Here is a 15,380-nt window from a genome sequence, read left to right on the forward strand (position 1 = left end):
AACAAACGGACACAACATCAAGCAGACCGTAGATATCTACATTGGACCAGAGTAGGAGGCGCCGTGCCAAACACCTCGAATCCGATCGAATCGGCCCCGGCCACCAAGCTTGTGGTGCTGGTCAACGGGCTGCCGGGGGCGGGCAAGACAACGCTGGCCCGCACCCTGTCACAGTCCATAGGGTTGCCGCTGTTCAGCAAGGACACGATCAAGGAGGCCCATGCAGAGGTATTAGGCACCGAACCCCCAACCGGCTGGCCCCAGCGACACTGGAGCGCCGCCCTCGGCGCAGCGGCAAGCCACACCATGTGGGCACTGCTCGCGGAAGCTTCAGGCGGTGCGGTGCTGGAGTCCTGCTGGCCCACGGACTCCCATCATTTCGCCGTCGAGGGCCTGCGGCGCAATGGCATTCGGCAGCCGTTAGAGGTCTGGTGCGACTTGCCGCTAGCAATCGCCCGGCGCCGTTTCGAGAACCGGCATCCACGGCATCCCATCCACGGAGAACTCCCGAACGACGCCGAATGGGAACGCTGGCAACAGGTTGCCCGACCGCTAGCTATCGGTCCTGTGCTTCGGATAGACACCACCCGCGCAGTCGACACAGAGGCCGTCACCGCGTGGATATCGATTCACGGCTCAGCCCGGAAGCCACTGTGAGAACGCGCTCGCCAGCTGCGGATTGCTCCAGTAGCTGAAGTGGTTGATATGCGCATCCGTGTTGAAGACCAGCGGCTCGCCAACGGGGAAACATTTCGCGTTCGGCACGGTGTACACCCCGGCCGTGGGGACGATCAGGTCGTTGGGAGTGCCACCGAACACCAGGTCGGCGGCGCCGTCGGTGACGAGATGGTGCAGCGCGGAACCCGGTGGCGGGTCGAAGTTGGACGCCACCGCGAAGTATTTCGCGGCCCCGACGCCGGTCTGGTTGAATTTCACCAGATAGTCACCCTGAGGGTTCATGGCCATGAGCCCATCGAGTCCCTGCACCACCCCGATCGCGACTTGTTTGACGATCGCAAGCACGATGTCGAGTACGTCGGTTACCGGATTGTCCGGAACCAGCTGAAGCAGGCTGGTCATTCGGTTGAGGAACTGGTCGAGCCGGTCTATGTCGGCCAGCGCGGTTCCCGCATTGGGTGAAGCAGCCATGACAAGGTTGCGCACCTTGATTCGTCCGTCGAGTCCCGTGCGGGCCGCCTGTTCGGTCAATACCCGGCTCACCAGGCCCCCTCGCGAATGCGAAACGACGTCGAGATTGAGGGTGAGGTCGTCTGGCAACTGCTTGGCCAACCAGGTCACATTCTCGTCCGGCGTAGCCGAAATGGTGTGGTGATCGAAGGCGAATACCCTTCCGTCGTAACGTGCGTGGAGTTCTTGCATAGTCTGCTGTGGGATGCCACAGAATCCGGCATGTGCCCGGCTAGCGGTGCCGTGCACAAACAGCAGCGCACGGCCCTGGCTCAGCCGAAGCCAGTCGGCGGGCTCAAGTGAAGCGCCGTCTGCGTCCTGATAGTTGTCCGGCGTGAACGATCGCAGCCGGTAAGGCCGATACTTCTCCTCCAGCTTTTGGGCAAAGAAGTTCCCTGCCTGGCCGAGCGCCTTCTCCGCGACCTTGAAGATCAGTGCTTTGAGGAGCTTCTTGCCGATTGCGCCCGTCAGCCCGCGCTGTCCTGTCTCACCTTGTGCGGACATCACCGCGCGAGGCACGCGATAGGTAAAGGTGCCTGAACCGCGGCTTGGCACATCCTCCGGCCGAACGCCGTCCGGGAAATGCCATGAAAGCGAACCGTCTTCGGCCGTGTAGAGCAGGACCTGGCCCCACCCGTCGCCGGGTGCAGGCACCTGCACCTTGATGTCATTTTCGTCGCCGGCCGCTCTGCTTCCTCCCCCCGACCCGCCGACCTCATTGTGACGGTCTATGACTACCGTCAATTGCTGTTGCATTTCATTGTTCTCTATCGACTCCAGGAATGCGCTGGTCGTGTCCTCGGCCCCACGCATCCCACCACTACTCGGCAGATACACCTGCGCCTGGCCCTGAAGCCCCGGGCTGCTGATCCTCACCCCGCTGCCGACGTCGACCAACAGGCCTTGTGCATTCAACTCGGCCATGACTGTCTCCTAAGGAACGCTTGCGATGCGGTGCAGCTTCAATCGCGGGTGCCCGAATAGTTGGTAGGCAATGAGTGTGGGCGACGCTCCACCGGTGTCCGCGGCATCGCGGGTGTATCCAGCTCGGATCCGGCGAAGAATCTCCGCAACCGGCACCGGCTCGCCGCCATACGCGGCGGCATAGAACTGAAGGCTGATTTCGGCAGCCACATTGTCGTCGATGTTCCAGAGCGGTGCGACGACAGCGCGCGCACCCGCGTGCAGGATGGAGGCGGCCATGCCTGCGTAGTCGCCTAGGATCTGGTTGCCCGCGCCTACCTGGCAGGCGTTGAGGAACACGAATGGTTTATGACACAGCTGCAAGCCCTTTATCATCGGCTCCGTCAGAAACTGCGTGTTGTCGTTGCTGGCGGGATTCGCTTCGTCTTTGAGCACGACCAGCCCTCCCTGCGCGTTCTGAGCATCGAAGCGGCCGTGCAAAGCGAAGTGAAGAAGATCAGCTCGCGGCATACCCTCCAGGCACTTGACGACTTCAGAGAAGCGTGGACCGACCGCGTCCGCAGGCGGATAGTCGTCGACAAAGGACTTGGCCTCTCTCCTGGCATGGACCAGCTCCGCCCAATTGCCAGTGGCGCCTTTTCCATATTCGGCGGTGACGACCGCATGGTGTCGCACCTCCAAGCTGGTTTGCAGGGGACTCAGTGGGCTGTCTTCGACCAGCGGCCACCGGCTGATAGCGACGTGTGCACCCAGAAATGGCGAGGTGAGCCCGAACTTCGTCTCCAGCGGAGGCTGTAAGACCGCGATCTCCCACGGTACGTGGGGCTCCTCGGTAAGCAGAAGCACCGCCGCCGCCGAGGCGCGGTCGGGCTGGCAGGCAACCAAACGCAGTACGCTCTGAATCCCTATCGGAATCGCCTGCGCCACATCGACTCCAAGCCCTTGCATCTGCAGGAAATCGGCGATCGCAGGTACGCTGCTGAACTCGATCCATGTCATCGCCGCGCTGGCGAATCCCCGGGCGCTTTCGCCGAGATCCTTGGCCCGCCTGACATCAGGGACAGCGACCTCGGCCGCACAAGGGTAGGCGGCCCACACATACTGGTTGTGCGCAGCATCGTCCGCACGGTAAATCGCCAGCACCAGATCGGGCGGTTCGTCGGTTAGCAACGGGCTCAGGTCAAGCAGACGTTGTTCCTTGGTGTCCAGCTGACGGTCGTCGTCGAGTTCGGCTTCCGTAGCGACGGCGATGAGCCGCCGCCATGCGACACCGATCAGCTTGCCGTTGCAGAAGTAGTGCACGCCTATACGGCGCTCCTTGGCCAGCTGCCGCCCGCTCTTCGCAGTCACGTGCAGCGTCACGGCGGGGAAAGGATTGTCGGCGTTCATCACCAGGGTGTGCTGATGTCCCTCGGCCACCGACAGCGACTCCGGGTCGACCGTGACCAACACGTCGAACGTGGCCATCTCCCCTGCGACAGCAATCGGTCCGGCGATCACCAATGTCGGGTCGTCCCTTTCCGCCAGCCCGACGACACACTCGAACGGTGTTTCCACCACAACGGCTGGCGGGCAGGTGATACGCGGATACACCTTCCGCTGGCCGCTTCGGTCTGCCGGCGAAAGCGGTGGCGGCACAGGCGATGGCGGTGGCGGCACAGGCGGTGGCGGCAGAGGCGATAGCACTTCGGACGGTAGCTGCGCAGGCGCTGTGGGTTCAGGTATGTCGTCGCCCGGTGCTGTCGCTCCCGGCGGAGGAGGCCGCTTGGGACGCTCAGCCGCCTCGTCGGCCGGCGCGGCCGCTCTCAGTCTCCGGTGCCGCCTGCTACTCCGAGAGAACCCATCGCTCCAATTCTCGACCTCGGTGACGTCCTCCAGCTGTTCCGACGACGAGTCATATCGTGTCCGGCGATCGTCCACAACTTCGGTAGGCGGGCCTAGCTCAGGTGGTTGTGAGAAGGCGGGCTGCGACAGCGTGTAGTGCAGCAGTTGCCTTAGCCTGTCACGCGCCTGGCTGTCAGCAGCAGAAAGCTGTGCGCCCAGGGCCCGCATGACCTCGTGCGGATCGCACGCGCCCAATACGATGGCGAGCTGATCGGCGTGATCCGCCGTCGGTCCTGCGCCGGTGGCAAAGTCGAGGATGATGCGTGCGACTTGCAGCTGACTTGTGTCGGCATTGTCCAGGACGTCGAGCAGCCGGGTTTCCTTGGCGTCGCCAAGCCCGATCAGGTTGACTATCAGCTGTTCGGTGGTGTCCGGGGGCAGCGAACCGAGTGCGGCCAGGTCGAGTTTCTCTACGCCGCGCCAGTCCTTGGACCTGTTCGCAGCAAGCAATCGGTCGGCAGTTCGCTTGGCGGCCAACACCTCCGTAGCATCCGCACGCCGACTAGGTGGCAGTGCTTCCCCAAGCCCGTCCGCGACCGTGGGCATCCGCGGTCCGGTCAGTGCCTCAATCACCACCTGCGCCGACCCGTCGTGGATCGGCGGGTTGAGCTTTAGCAGCCACAGACGCAACTTAGCCGGTACAGGAAAGACAACCTCAAGCTTGGCAGGGTCAATCTCCCTATTCATCTCCCGCAGCATGCGCTCAAGCTGGGCTGTGTCGCCAAGCCTCGCCATAGCGATCGCAGCAAACAGGGACGTATCCGGGTCATCACTGTTCAGCGCGGAAGCGAAGGCATCTGGCGATACCTCGTGGAGTTCGATGGGCATCATGGCTAGCGTCCGGACTGCCGAAGCCTGCGCCTCCCTATCTTGGTTGGCCAAAACTGAAAGAAGCGACCGGATCTGCTCCGCGGCGACCGGTCCGACTCCCCGTCGGGCCAGCAACCACCCCGCCAGCTCAGCGTGCGGATCTGTTGCGGTGGTGGCGATCGCAGAAAGCCGCTGCAGGGCGGAGGCCAAAGGGGTGGCAGCCATCACCTCCAGCCAATCGCCGCGAGAGGGATGAGCCATCGGTCGTTCGAGGAACTTATTCAGCAGCGGAGAGATCTCGCGCCAGGCGGCCGGGCTAGTGCCGATGCTGGCGATAGTCAGGACCGCGGACCTGATTGCCGCGTCGTCGCCGATGGAAACAGTTGCCTCAACGAGAGCGAATGCACTGTCTTTGGTAAGCCCACGACTACGCACCACCTGGACCACCCCCAGGCCACACACGTGTGTGCCTAACGCCAGCCTAGCAGTCCTAGTGCACTATGTAGAGTGGCGCGATTCTGGCGGTGGACCCTTCAACTTTCCCTAGGCGACCTTCAGCACGACTGCGAGGCGGTCGCGGAAGCTCTGCTCCGACTCGGTGATCAGCTTGCCGCCGAAGCCCAGGATGTCGCCGCTTCGGGCGGCGGATATCACCACGTCGGTGATGGTCAGCAGCCAGCGCCGGAACGCCATCGCGTCACCGTTGTCGACGTGGGCGTCGAGGATCTCGTTCACGGAGCGCACCAGGTCGAGCACAGCCGCGATGCCCGCGTCGCGGTCGGTCAGGTCGATGGCGCCTGCCAGGGAACGATCATCGAAGATCCGCAGGGTGTCGCTGGCCACCTCGGCCAGGAACGCATTTCCGGTGTCGCGTCCGCGGGCTGAGGCGATGAGGCCGCTTTCGACTTCGATGTTGGTGCGATATGGAAGGTCGTGCTGCGCCGCGCTTGCCGCGGCAACCACCCATCGTGGCAGCTGCACCAATCTGTTCCATTCGTCCGTCGCCAGATCGGCCTTGGTCGTCACGCTTGGGTCGCCCTCTCCCGAGTGAAATGCTCCAGCGAGGGTAACCGAGGCCGTCGGCGATGGATAGCTGCCTGGCGCACACCAGACTAGAGCGCTTTGGCCAGCACGTCGCCCACCTCTTCGCGGACCGGGTCGGGGTTGGCCCAGCTCCAGTTTGGATGGGCGCGGTTGGTCAGCACCACCAGCACCAGCTTGCGGCGCTGGCAGATTACCAGCGAGGTGCCGGTGAACCCGCTGTGGCCGTAAGCCTGGGCCGAGGCGAGCTTTCCCATCAGCCACGGCTGGTTGATGGTGACGCCAAGACCGTGGTCGGGTGGCCTGTTCGGCCGTTCTTCGTCCACCACGGGCAGGCCCGGGTTGACGTTGGTGGTCATCATCCGCACGGTTGCTTCATTGAGGAGACGTTTTCCTTGGTACTGGCCGCCGCCGAGCAGCATTTGGCCAACGATCGCCAGATCGGAGGCGCTGCTGAAGGTCCCGGCGTGCCCGCCGACGCCGCCGAGCTGGTTGCACACGTCGTCGTGCACGACGCCGCGCAGCAGCCCCCGCGACGAGCGCGCGTCGGTGGCGACCATGCGCGCCGCCCGGTCGGCCGAGGACATCCAGCTGTTGGGGGTGAATCCGGTGTCGCGCAGGCCAAGCGGGCCGGTGATGAACGACTTCGTCGCCTGGGCGAGCCCTTGGCCGGTGAGCTTCTCCACGATCCGGCCCGCCACCATCAGGCCCACGCTGGTGTAGCGGAAGGTGTTTCCGGGCACAGCGCCGTCGACGAGCGGGGTCGCCAGCACCGCCGCCCACCTCTGCTCCACTGTGGACAGTCCGCTGATCTTCGGCCCGACCGGCAGGCCGCTGGTATGCGACAGCAGCATCGACACCGTCACCGCCGCCTTGCCCGTCCCGGCGAACTCCGGAAGGTAGCTCACCACCGGCGCCGCGAGATCGATCTTGCCTTGTTCAACCAGCTGCATGACCAGGATCGCCGTGTAGACCTTGGTGATGGAAGCCTGGTCGAAGACGGAGTCCAGCCGCATCGGCACCCGCTGCGAGACCGGCAGCTCCACCGGCCCGGCGCCGTAACGCAACGCGTCGCCGACCGCCGTGTGCACGGTCACCTTCCCGTTGACCAGCGCCATGGCCACCGCCCCGGCGTAGGTCGGATGCTTGGGGTTGGCCGGAGTCGGTGACAGATAACGCTTCAGGACCGCGGTCACCTCGGCCTCATAGGGCGATCTCGGCCCCGCTGCCGATGGGCTGGCGCCGGCGCTCGGCTGTGCGCTGGGCTCATCGCTGGCCGGGGCGGCCGATCCGCTCGGCGGCGCCTCGCTCCACACCGCCGGCTCGCTCGCGCAGCCGCTCAGCGCGGCCGCCAGCCCGGCCCCCAACACCGCCCGACGCGTCACCATCACGCGCTAGATCCTGGCACCCCCGCCCCAAGACCACACTCCACCCCCGGGCTGGATCACCCTGGCGCATCACCCACCCGACGCCCCGGGCTTGAGCCACCGAGCGCCCAGGCACCTCCGAGGGCCGCAGTCCTGAGGTAGCGAGCGGCCAGCACCCACAGCGCCGCGACCCGGAGGCACCGAGCGGCCAGGGCACGCGGCGACGCCAGGGCGGCGGGCTTTCGCGGCCGTCCTGGCGTATCCGCGCTGCTGCTAGCGGGCTGAAGCCAGGTCGGCTTCGCGGAGTTTCTCGCCCAGGACACCGGCCCGGGTCATGTTGGAGGCGGCGGAGGTGATGCGGGCGGTGCCGACGACCGGCGCCACCGCGACCATCGTGCCCACTACCTGGTCGAGGTTGAGCCCTGTTTCCGCCGCGATCCCCAGGTTGGCCAGGTAGGACACGGGTGCCGCGTCGGAAGCGACCAGCGCCGCGATCCTCACCAGCATGAAAGTCTTCTCGTCGAGCCCGGAACGCTCCAGCGTGCCCTCGGTCATCCGGGTCAGTGTTTCGAGTATGTCCGGGTCGCCCTGCGCGAGACCTGTGATGCTCTGTTCCGCGTTCTTGGTTTTGGCCATGTCTGCCCCCATGCTCGGTTGTCACGAGTAGTGCCGAAGCTTCGTCGGCGCTTCGGTTTCCGTGCTCCATACTCGTGGTTGCGCCGCTGCCATGTGGGCAAATCGGCATACCGCTGCGCAGGGGTGGATCGTCGCGGTAGGCGGATGCCGCTCCGCCTACCGCGAACTGTTCGTCAGGTCGCGGTACAGGTCAATGCCGGGACGGGGTTGGTGCCACTCCACGAGCCGAGGAACCCGAACGTCGTGGAGCCGTTGGCGGCCAAGGCCCCGTTCCAGGTGGCGTTACCCACCATGACATGCGGCCCGGGCGCCAGCAGCGCGCCGTTCCACAGGTTGGTGACGGTCTGTGCCGCCGCGTAGTTCCAGTGCACCACCCAGCTGTGCGTGGCCGCGTTTCCGGCGGTCACCGTGACCTCGGCCTGGAAGCCGCCCTGCCACGAGTTGGTCACCCGGTAGGTGGCCAGGCAGTTGCCGACCGGCGGCAACGGCGAACTCGTCGGCGACGGGGAAGGCGACGGGGTGGAGCTCGGAGTGCGGGTTGGCGTGGGCGAGCCGGTCGGCGGGTTCGTGCTGCCGCCGAACATCACGTCACTGCAGAAGTAGTAGGACTGGTCCAGGTGACTGGCCTGCCAGATGGTGAAGGTCATGTGCCGGCCGGTACGGCCCGGCGCCGACCCGGCGACCTGGATCGAGACCCCGCCCGCGGACTCCGGGGTCCACTGTGACGCCGGGGTGTTGCCGATCTGGCCGACCAGCTCCAGGTCGGCCCAGCGCAGCGGCTGGGTGAGCGGGTTGAAGCCCTGCCGGGTCACGAACACCATGATGTAGTCGGCACCATGGCTGGCCTGGTCGTAGAGCTTGACCCGGAAGTTGTTGCTGATCGAGGTGGTCTGCCAGGCGCCCACGGCGTCCAGCGCGTTGTAGCGGCCGCTTTCGGCGTGCCCGCCGCTGCACAGCTGGCCGTCGGGGATGTTGCCCTGATGGTTGCCGGCCAGCCCTTCGCGGAACAGGCCGTTCCAGTTCCACATCGCGTTCGGGTTGGCCTGCCAGGCTTGCCAGCACATCGGGTCCAGGGTGGCCATGTTCGGGTTCTGGAAGTCTGAACCCCAACGCGCCCAGCAACCGTAGTTGCGGCTGGCCGGGTCGACGATCGAGCCGTGCGCGGAGACCGAGTTCACGACTAGCACTGTCGCGAGGAGCATCGCCGCCGCTATGGCGGCGAGCATGGCGGTCACGGTTCTTCTTGGGAGCGCGCGGAGAGAGGATAGGGAGAAAGACATCGAGTGTCTCCTAGAGGTTGACACCTCGCGCGGCCCTGCCCCTTGCCGCGCCTGACGAACTCGGCTCCCGCCCGGTACCAACAAATCTATACATTGGAATGAATCCAGTCAACTATTCGCGTGGTTTGACCGGTTGGCGCAGGATGGTTTTCAGCTTGGCGGGCTCGGTGCGGCGCGGGTCGCTCAGATAGATCTCGTGATGCTGACCATTGAGCTGCAGCCCCTGTGCGGCCAGGTACTCGCTGTGCAGGGCGGCCAGCTTCGGCGCCTCGTCATCGTAGGAACCGACGTGCAGCAGCTGAGCGCTGGTCCCTTCGTGCAGCTGGTCCAGCCGCACCCGGTCGATGGCGGGCAGCTTCTTCTTGGCCAGCGCCTGGTTTTTCGACTCCTGCACCTGCTCCTGGGTGATCCAGGGCGGCAGGCCGATGAGCATGGTCCACTTCCAGGCGGCCTTGTCGCGGCTCACGAAGACGCTCGGATCGTCGGCCCACCACAGTCCCTCCAGCGGGGCCACCACGAAAGGCCTGTCCTTGCTGGCGAATTTGATGGTGTAGGCCACCGAGTAGAGCGCCTCCACCGCCTCCCGATAGGCCTGGGCCGTGTTGGGATCGCCCTCGCCATCGACGGCCAGGTAGGCCAGCGGCGGGACGTCGACCAGCGCCCAATCGGCATTCCTTGGCGCGTAAAGGTTTTTCAGCTCTTTCTTGACGTCGTATGCGGTCACCTTTTTGCCTCCTAAACTTTCGCGGTACGCCGTCAGCCAGCGCTGTTCGGCCATGAGCTGGCCCAGACTGAAGTCGAAGATGGCCCGCACGAAGTCCGGGGCGTCGCTCTGCGCATCGGCGGCCGCCTGCACCGCGGCGACGCGATCGGCAAGAGCGTCGGCGCGGCGGGCCAACGCGGCGGCGAAACGTTGCGGCGGCAAGGCCGGCTGGTTGGCCAGCCCCAGCAACAGCGGCGCGGGAACGGGCACCAGGTTGGCCAGCACCGCCTCCGCCGCCTCGGCGAGCGCGCGCAGCCCGGCCGGCGTGGGCGCGTAGACCTTGCGCGGCTTGCCCCGCGCCGACGGGGCGGCCCGCTCGTCGACCAGGCCGCGCTCGTGCAGGCGGGCCAGCACGTAATAAATGGAGCTGAAACCGATCTCGGTCCAGTCGCGCATGCCACGCTCGACGATGACCTCTTCCAGCTCGTAGCCGTGCCGCGGGCGCTCGGCCAGCAACCCCAGCAGGGCAAGCTCGGCGGCGGTCAGCGGACGGGGCACCCGTTTATCCTAGCGATAGGATAAACGGGTGCCCGAGCGGGTGGCTACCAGGCGATCGTGCCGAGGCGGACGTGCCCGCCGTCGGCGAGGCGGTCACCGGGTGAGAACCAGGAGTAGACGAAGGTGTCGGCCGTGCTCAGCTCGGGATGGCCGTTGAACGCATAGCAGCCGAAGGGGCCGCCGCGGCAATGGTCCGGCACCCGTCCGGCCGGGCCCGCTGTCCATGGGCCCAGCGGCGAATCGGCGGTGTAGAGCCGGAAGTGAGCCGGGTCGAAGTAGTTGTCCTTGACCATCATGGCCAGCTTCCGGCCGCCGCCGACACCGCTGAAGTCGGCGGCGTAGACGCCCCACGGCTGCACACCGGTCACCAGCGACACCACCGAGGTGTGGTCGGTGGTCCACTGCGCGGGCCCGCCATCGGGACTGCCCCACCAGCGGTAGCTGGCCGGGTCGGACCACGCGGCAGGGTCGGCGCTGACCCGCGCGGCGAAGATGGTGTCCGGGTTTCGCTTGGCGCCCAAGAAGTACAGGAAGCCGTCGTTGCCGAAGACCGGGTTGCCCAGCCGCAGGGTCTCGGGCAGCCCAGCCCGCATGGGGTTGGCCACGAACGGGGTGAAGAAGGTGCGGAACCGGTTGGTGGCCGGGTCGTAGTCGGCCATCCGCCACCGCTCGACCGGCCAGGGCCGCTTTTCTCCTGTGGTGACACAGATTTCGGCCCAGATGACCAGGGCCCGGCCGGTGCCCGGGATGCGGGCGCCACCGGATATCCAGGCCGCGGCATAGCTGGCGCTTCCGGCGCTGCCACACGCGACCGGCGGATCCTCCGGGGTGACCAGGCCTTGCACCACCGGGAAGAAGTTGGCAGGCGAGGTGAGGCCCGGCTGGGGCGGCGCGGGCGGGCGGGGCAGTTCGCTGAGCGTGTCGGGGGCCACCCCGACCGTATACGGGCCGGCCGCCGCCGTGCCCAGGGCCAGGAACGGCGGCCCGTTGCGCTGGCCGGTGTCGCCGAAGAGCCACAGCGCCTGGGACGAGGAGTAGGCGATGCTGTGCCCGCCGTCGCGGCCGATCGGGTTGGCGAGGGTGTCCGCTGTGGACATGACGCGTCCGATGTCGACGGTGGCCGTGGTGGTCGCCGATGCCGTCCGGAAGTTCTGGGTGGCGCTGAAGTTGGCCGGATCCGGTTGCACCCCAGGGCTGGTGACGACGCCGCCACCGCCCTGGCCTATGCACAGCCCGGGCTGGGCGACGTTGCTGTCACCGAATCCGCAGAACTGGACGTGGTAGAGCGTGTCGGGGGTGAGCCCGGTGACCGCCTGGTTGAAGTCGATCGGCCCGGTCTTGGCGTTGACGGTGACCCGCGGCGTGGTGAGCACGGTGGTGGCGCCCTCGGCCCAGTACTGGAACCAGCCCGTACAGGGATTGGTGGTGGTGTCGGCCACGCAGTCGGTCTGGGCGTGCAGCGTGGCCGACGTGCTGGTGATCGCGGTGGGTAAGGTGGCCCGTCCGGTGCAGCCGGCCGCCAGCAGCAGCGCCGCTACGGCCACGCAGGCGAGCACCCGCCGAGCCGGGCGATGGGCGAAATACATTTGTCTCCCCAAATCTGTTGGCGTCGGCGTGATTCTTGGCACGGCATTGCGACCGCCTCCAGCCGGGGACCGGAAACTTTGCACAGATTTTGCTTTGGCGCTTTCAGATCCAGCCCTTGCGGGAGGCCTGCACCCCGGCCTGGAAGCGGCTGTTGGCGCGCAACCGGTCGTTGAGGGAGGCGATGGTGCGCCGCACCGTACGCGCCGAGAGCCCCACCTTGCGCGCCACCGCCTCGTCGGTCAGCCCGGCGGCCAGCAGCCGCAGCACCTCCACCTCCTGCGCGGTCAGGCCGTCGCCGTTGCGGCGCAACGGCTGGTGCAGCGCGCTGGAGGTGTGCCACAGCTGATCGAAGAGGGCGCACACGGCCGCCAGCATCCCCCCGGCGTGCACCTCGAAGGCGCCCAGCTGGACGTCGGCGGAGCTTATCGGCAACAACGCGATGTGCCGGTCCATCACCACCATCGGCATCGGCACCACCGGCACCGTGCGGATTTCGCCCCCGCGATCGGTCATCCGCTGGGCGAAGGCCAGGGTTTCCGGGTCGCTTCGATAGGAGTCCTGATGCAGAGCGCGGAAACGCACCGATCCGGCCATCGCCGCGAAGCTGAACTCGTCGTCCATGGTGATGGCGGCCAGCCGGAAGGCACGGCCGGGGCTGAACAGCCAGAAGTCTTTCGAGGCGTGCCGGGCCAGCTCGGTCAGCCGCCGCCGCACGGTGTCCAGGCCCTCCAGGCGGATCATGGCGTCGCCTTCGGGGGCGCGGTCGGCGTGCACAGCGACGATCGCGGCGATCGCGTCGCGGGTGGCGGCGATCTCCCGCTGCCGGCGCGACAGTTGCTCCTCGGCCTCGCGCAGCAGCGCGGTCAGCCCGGCTCCGGGTGGGGCGGGCGAGTGATCTCCGGATTCGGCGGCCACGAGCAAATCCAGCGCGGTCAGGCGGTCGAGCGCTCGGCGCACCGTGCGCTGAGGTAGCTCAAGGCGTTCGGCGAGGTCGTCGGGGCGCATGCTCGGCTCGGCGAGCATGGCGCGGTACACCGCTTCGGCTGCAGGCGACAGCCCCAGATTCGTCAGTCCCACTCCGTTGCCATACCTCCCCTAAACATCCACAAACATAACTCCATGCCGTGTCCTGGTCTATGCTTCGCCGTTTCTGGCAGTTTGCCCGCATAAACGTGAATAGCGGCTTACCGTAGCTGGAGATGGCGACGGAGGCTGCGATGAACAGTTCGAATACAAAAGTGGACATGGGTCCGATCGACTACGTGGTGGTCGAGTTCCCCGGAAGCAAGCTGAAAGGTGAGGCGATGCCGATCCTGATCGATCTTGTCGATCGGGGCATCATCCGCCTGCTGGACATGGTTTTCATCAAGAAGGAGCTGGACGGGACGGTAAGGGGCATGCTCCTGGCCGACCTCGACGGCGATGAGCAGCTCGACCTGGCGCTGTTCGAAGGCGCCTCCTCCGGGATGCTCGACGAGGACGACATCACCAGCGCCGCCGCGGCGATCGAGCCGGGAAGCTCGGCAGGGCTTCTTGTCTACGAGAACACTTGGGCCGCCCCCTTCGCGGCAGCCCTGCGCCGCGCCGGCGGTCAGCTCGTGGCCAGCGGCCGGCTCTCGGTGATGGATGTGCAATCCGCGCTGGAAGCCAGCGAATCCAAGGCCGGCAATGGCACCAAGGCCAGCAACGGCAAGAAGGCCAGCAATGGCAAGAAAGCCAGCAATGGCGCGAAGGCAACGGTCTAGGGAAAGGCAGAGCGATGGGTTTGATTCGAGGGGTGGCGCGCACTGCGGTCATCGCCGGAACGGCCACGGCGGTCTCCAACCGGGTGTCCCGCCGGCAGGCCGGCCGCTGGGCCAACCAGGAGCAGGAGCAGGCCGCCCAACAGCAACAGGCAGCACAGGCAGCGGCGCAGCAACAGGCAGCACAGCAACAGGCGAGCCAGCAGCAGTCCGGTGGCATGGACGCGAAGATCGAACAGTTGAAGCAACTGGCCGATCTGAAGGCACAGGGAGTGCTCACCGACGCCGAATTCGAGGCGCAGAAGAGCCGGCTGCTGGGTTCCTGAGCCGATGTCCAACGATGACCTGAGCGACGACGAGCGCGCGGAGCTGCAGCAGCTCCGCGCGCGGGCCTCCGCGAACCCGTGGGCGCGGGCCGGAAGATGGACCGCCGCCTGTGTGCTGCTGCTGGTCGGGGCACTGGTCGGGGTGCTCGCCGTGGTGGCCGTCTACCTCAAGTCGGAGGTGCTCGACACCGAACACTATGTGCGTACGGTGTCGCCGCTGGCCGAGGATCCGGCGGTGCGCGAAGCCGTGGCGACCCGGCTCACCCAGGAGGTCATCACCCGTACCGACATCCAGGGCATCGCCAACGATCTGGCTCAGCGGCTGGTCGCCCAGGGCGCGCCGCAGCGCGTCGAGGACCTGGTCGGCCCCGCCGTGAGCGGCCTGACCTCGTTCCTGCACAACGAAATCTACAAACTGCTCGGCACTCCCCAGTTCCAGCAGGTCTGGGATCAGATCAACCGGGTGGCGCACACGGGTGTGGTCACCGTGCTCACCGGCGGCGAGGGCCAATTCCTCAACAGCAAAGGCGATACCGTCACCGTCGATCTGGGGGCCATCCTCACCGCGATCAAACAACGGCTTGCCGCCCAAGGGATGTCGTTCGTCGACAAGATCCCCGACGTGTCCATCCCCTATCAGCTGGTCGACTCCGACCAGCTGCCGAAGCTGCGCACCTACACCAAGTGGCTCGACACCGCCGGCACGTGGCTGCCCTTCGTGGCGCTGGCCCTGCTGGCGCTGGGCATGCTGACCGCCCCGAACCGGCGGCGCGGCCTGCTCGTCGGCGTGGTGATGCTGGGCCTGGCGACCGCGCTGTTCCTCGGCGCGCTTTCCGTCGCCAAGTCCTACTACCTGGACAACCTGCCGGCCGGCATCCAATCGCCCGAGGCCGCTACCGTGATCGTCAATACCATGCTGCGCTACCTGGTGGCCGCCATGCAGACGCTGCTCGTGGTCTGCCTGATCGCGCTGATCGCCCTGCTGCTGTTCGGTCCGAGCCATCCGGCCAAGGCGATCCGGCGGCTGGTCAACCGGGGGCTGGACGCCATCGCACGGTTGCTGGCCCGCGCCGGATCGTGGGTGGGCGCGGTGGGACGGTCGCTGGGAGCGGCCCGGCCCTACATCCTCGGCGGTCTAGTGGTGCTGGCGGTCATCTTGCTGGTCGTGGCCGACCGGCCCAGCATCGCGGCGGTGCTGTGGACCACGTTCGCCGTGCTCGTCCTGGCAACAATCGTCGAGCTGTTCGCCCGCGCCCCAAGGGTGTCCCCTCCCCTCGGCCACGCCTAGCCGTCAGGGTTTGAGCCAGAGCGCGGCCGCGCCGCAAGAATGGCCT

General features: G+C 66.6%; 13 protein-coding genes. 4 read left to right on the plus strand and 9 right to left on the minus strand.

Annotation, left to right across the window (positions count from 1 at the left end; genetic code table 11):
* Positions 1-63: 63 nt before the first annotated feature.
* Entirely contained in the window at positions 64-657 is a 594-nt protein-coding gene (locus Rhe02_RS11250; RefSeq protein ID WP_239123671.1) for a P-loop nucleotide/nucleoside kinase family protein, read from the plus strand.
* Here the strand turns inward: Rhe02_RS11250 and Rhe02_RS11255 are convergent.
* The 9 genes from Rhe02_RS11255 to Rhe02_RS11295 form a co-directional block, all read right to left on the minus strand.
* Positions 637-2,112: an esterase/lipase family protein gene (locus Rhe02_RS11255; RefSeq protein WP_203908085.1), complete on the minus strand. Its 1,476-nt coding sequence runs from the start codon at positions 2,110-2,112 to the stop codon at positions 637-639. The two genes, Rhe02_RS11250 and Rhe02_RS11255, sit on opposite strands and share 21 nt — an antisense overlap.
* A 9-nt stretch (positions 2,113-2,121) precedes the next feature.
* Positions 2,122-5,244, minus strand: coding sequence for a CHAT domain-containing protein (locus Rhe02_RS11260; RefSeq protein ID WP_203908086.1), 3,123 nt, complete (start codon positions 5,242-5,244; stop codon positions 2,122-2,124).
* Between the two features lie 105 nt (positions 5,245-5,349).
* Positions 5,350-5,832, minus strand: coding sequence for a hypothetical protein (locus Rhe02_RS11265; RefSeq protein ID WP_203908087.1), 483 nt, complete (start codon positions 5,830-5,832; stop codon positions 5,350-5,352).
* Positions 5,833-5,918: 86 nt separating this feature from the next.
* On the minus strand, positions 5,919-7,235 hold the full coding sequence (locus Rhe02_RS11270) for a serine hydrolase domain-containing protein (RefSeq protein ID WP_203908148.1): 1,317 nt from the start codon (positions 7,233-7,235) through the stop codon (positions 5,919-5,921).
* 252 nt (positions 7,236-7,487) lie between these two features.
* Positions 7,488-7,850, minus strand: a complete 363-nt coding sequence (locus Rhe02_RS11275) for a carboxymuconolactone decarboxylase family protein (RefSeq protein WP_203908088.1) — start codon at positions 7,848-7,850, stop codon at positions 7,488-7,490.
* A gap of 173 nt (positions 7,851-8,023) precedes the next feature.
* Positions 8,024-9,076 carry a lytic polysaccharide monooxygenase auxiliary activity family 9 protein gene (locus tag Rhe02_RS11280; protein ID WP_203908149.1) on the minus strand — a complete coding sequence of 351 codons (1,053 nt, stop codon included), beginning with the start codon at positions 9,074-9,076 and terminating at the stop codon, positions 8,024-8,026.
* A gap of 166 nt (positions 9,077-9,242) precedes the next feature.
* Positions 9,243-10,391, minus strand: coding sequence for a GyrI-like domain-containing protein (locus Rhe02_RS11285; RefSeq protein ID WP_239123674.1), 1,149 nt, complete (start codon positions 10,389-10,391; stop codon positions 9,243-9,245).
* A gap of 44 nt (positions 10,392-10,435) precedes the next feature.
* Entirely contained in the window at positions 10,436-11,977 is a 1,542-nt protein-coding gene (locus Rhe02_RS11290) for a hypothetical protein (protein WP_203908089.1), read from the minus strand.
* A 103-nt stretch (positions 11,978-12,080) separates the two neighbouring features.
* Complete coding sequence (locus Rhe02_RS11295; protein ID WP_203908090.1) at positions 12,081-13,055, minus strand: helix-turn-helix transcriptional regulator; 975 nt, start codon at positions 13,053-13,055, stop codon at positions 12,081-12,083.
* A gap of 140 nt (positions 13,056-13,195) precedes the next feature.
* Between Rhe02_RS11295 and Rhe02_RS11300 the strand changes: the two genes are divergently transcribed.
* From Rhe02_RS11300 to Rhe02_RS11310, 3 genes are read left to right on the plus strand one after another with little or no spacing between them, the layout of a single operon-like run.
* Positions 13,196-13,723 (plus strand): DUF6325 family protein, encoded by a 528-nt coding sequence (locus tag Rhe02_RS11300; protein ID WP_203908091.1) that lies wholly within the window; start codon positions 13,196-13,198, stop codon positions 13,721-13,723.
* Positions 13,724-13,737: 14 nt separating this feature from the next.
* Positions 13,738-14,046 carry an SHOCT domain-containing protein gene (locus tag Rhe02_RS11305; RefSeq protein ID WP_203908092.1) on the plus strand — a complete coding sequence of 103 codons (309 nt, stop codon included), beginning with the start codon at positions 13,738-13,740 and terminating at the stop codon, positions 14,044-14,046.
* 4 nt (positions 14,047-14,050) lie between these two features.
* Positions 14,051-15,334 (plus strand): hypothetical protein, encoded by a 1,284-nt coding sequence (locus Rhe02_RS11310; protein ID WP_203908093.1) that lies wholly within the window; start codon positions 14,051-14,053, stop codon positions 15,332-15,334.
* Positions 15,335-15,380 lie beyond the last annotated feature (46 nt).

The organism is Rhizocola hellebori (assembly GCF_016862955.1).
Lineage (GTDB): Bacteria > Actinomycetota > Actinomycetes > Mycobacteriales > Micromonosporaceae > Rhizocola > Rhizocola hellebori.

What these genes read in the sequence shown, in the direction of transcription:
- Rhe02_RS11255 (WP_203908085.1), bottom strand. Translation starts at nt 2,112, where the DNA reads ATGGCCGAGTTGAATGCACAAGGCCTGTTGGTCGACGTCGGCAGCGGG.
- Rhe02_RS11270 (WP_203908148.1), bottom strand. Translation starts at nt 7,235, where the DNA reads ATGGTGACGCGTCGGGCGGTGTTGGGGGCCGGGCTGGCGGCCGCGCTG.
- Rhe02_RS11275 (WP_203908088.1), bottom strand. Translation starts at nt 7,850, where the DNA reads ATGGCCAAAACCAAGAACGCGGAACAGAGCATCACAGGTCTCGCGCAG.
- Rhe02_RS11280 (WP_203908149.1), bottom strand. Translation starts at nt 9,076, where the DNA reads ATGCTCGCCGCCATAGCGGCGGCGATGCTCCTCGCGACAGTGCTAGTC.
- Rhe02_RS11290 (WP_203908089.1), bottom strand. Translation starts at nt 11,977, where the DNA reads ATGTATTTCGCCCATCGCCCGGCTCGGCGGGTGCTCGCCTGCGTGGCC.
- Rhe02_RS11300 (WP_203908091.1), top strand. Translation starts at nt 13,196, where the DNA reads ATGAACAGTTCGAATACAAAAGTGGACATGGGTCCGATCGACTACGTG.
- Rhe02_RS11305 (WP_203908092.1), top strand. Translation starts at nt 13,738, where the DNA reads ATGGGTTTGATTCGAGGGGTGGCGCGCACTGCGGTCATCGCCGGAACG.
- Rhe02_RS11310 (WP_203908093.1), top strand. Translation starts at nt 14,051, where the DNA reads ATGTCCAACGATGACCTGAGCGACGACGAGCGCGCGGAGCTGCAGCAG.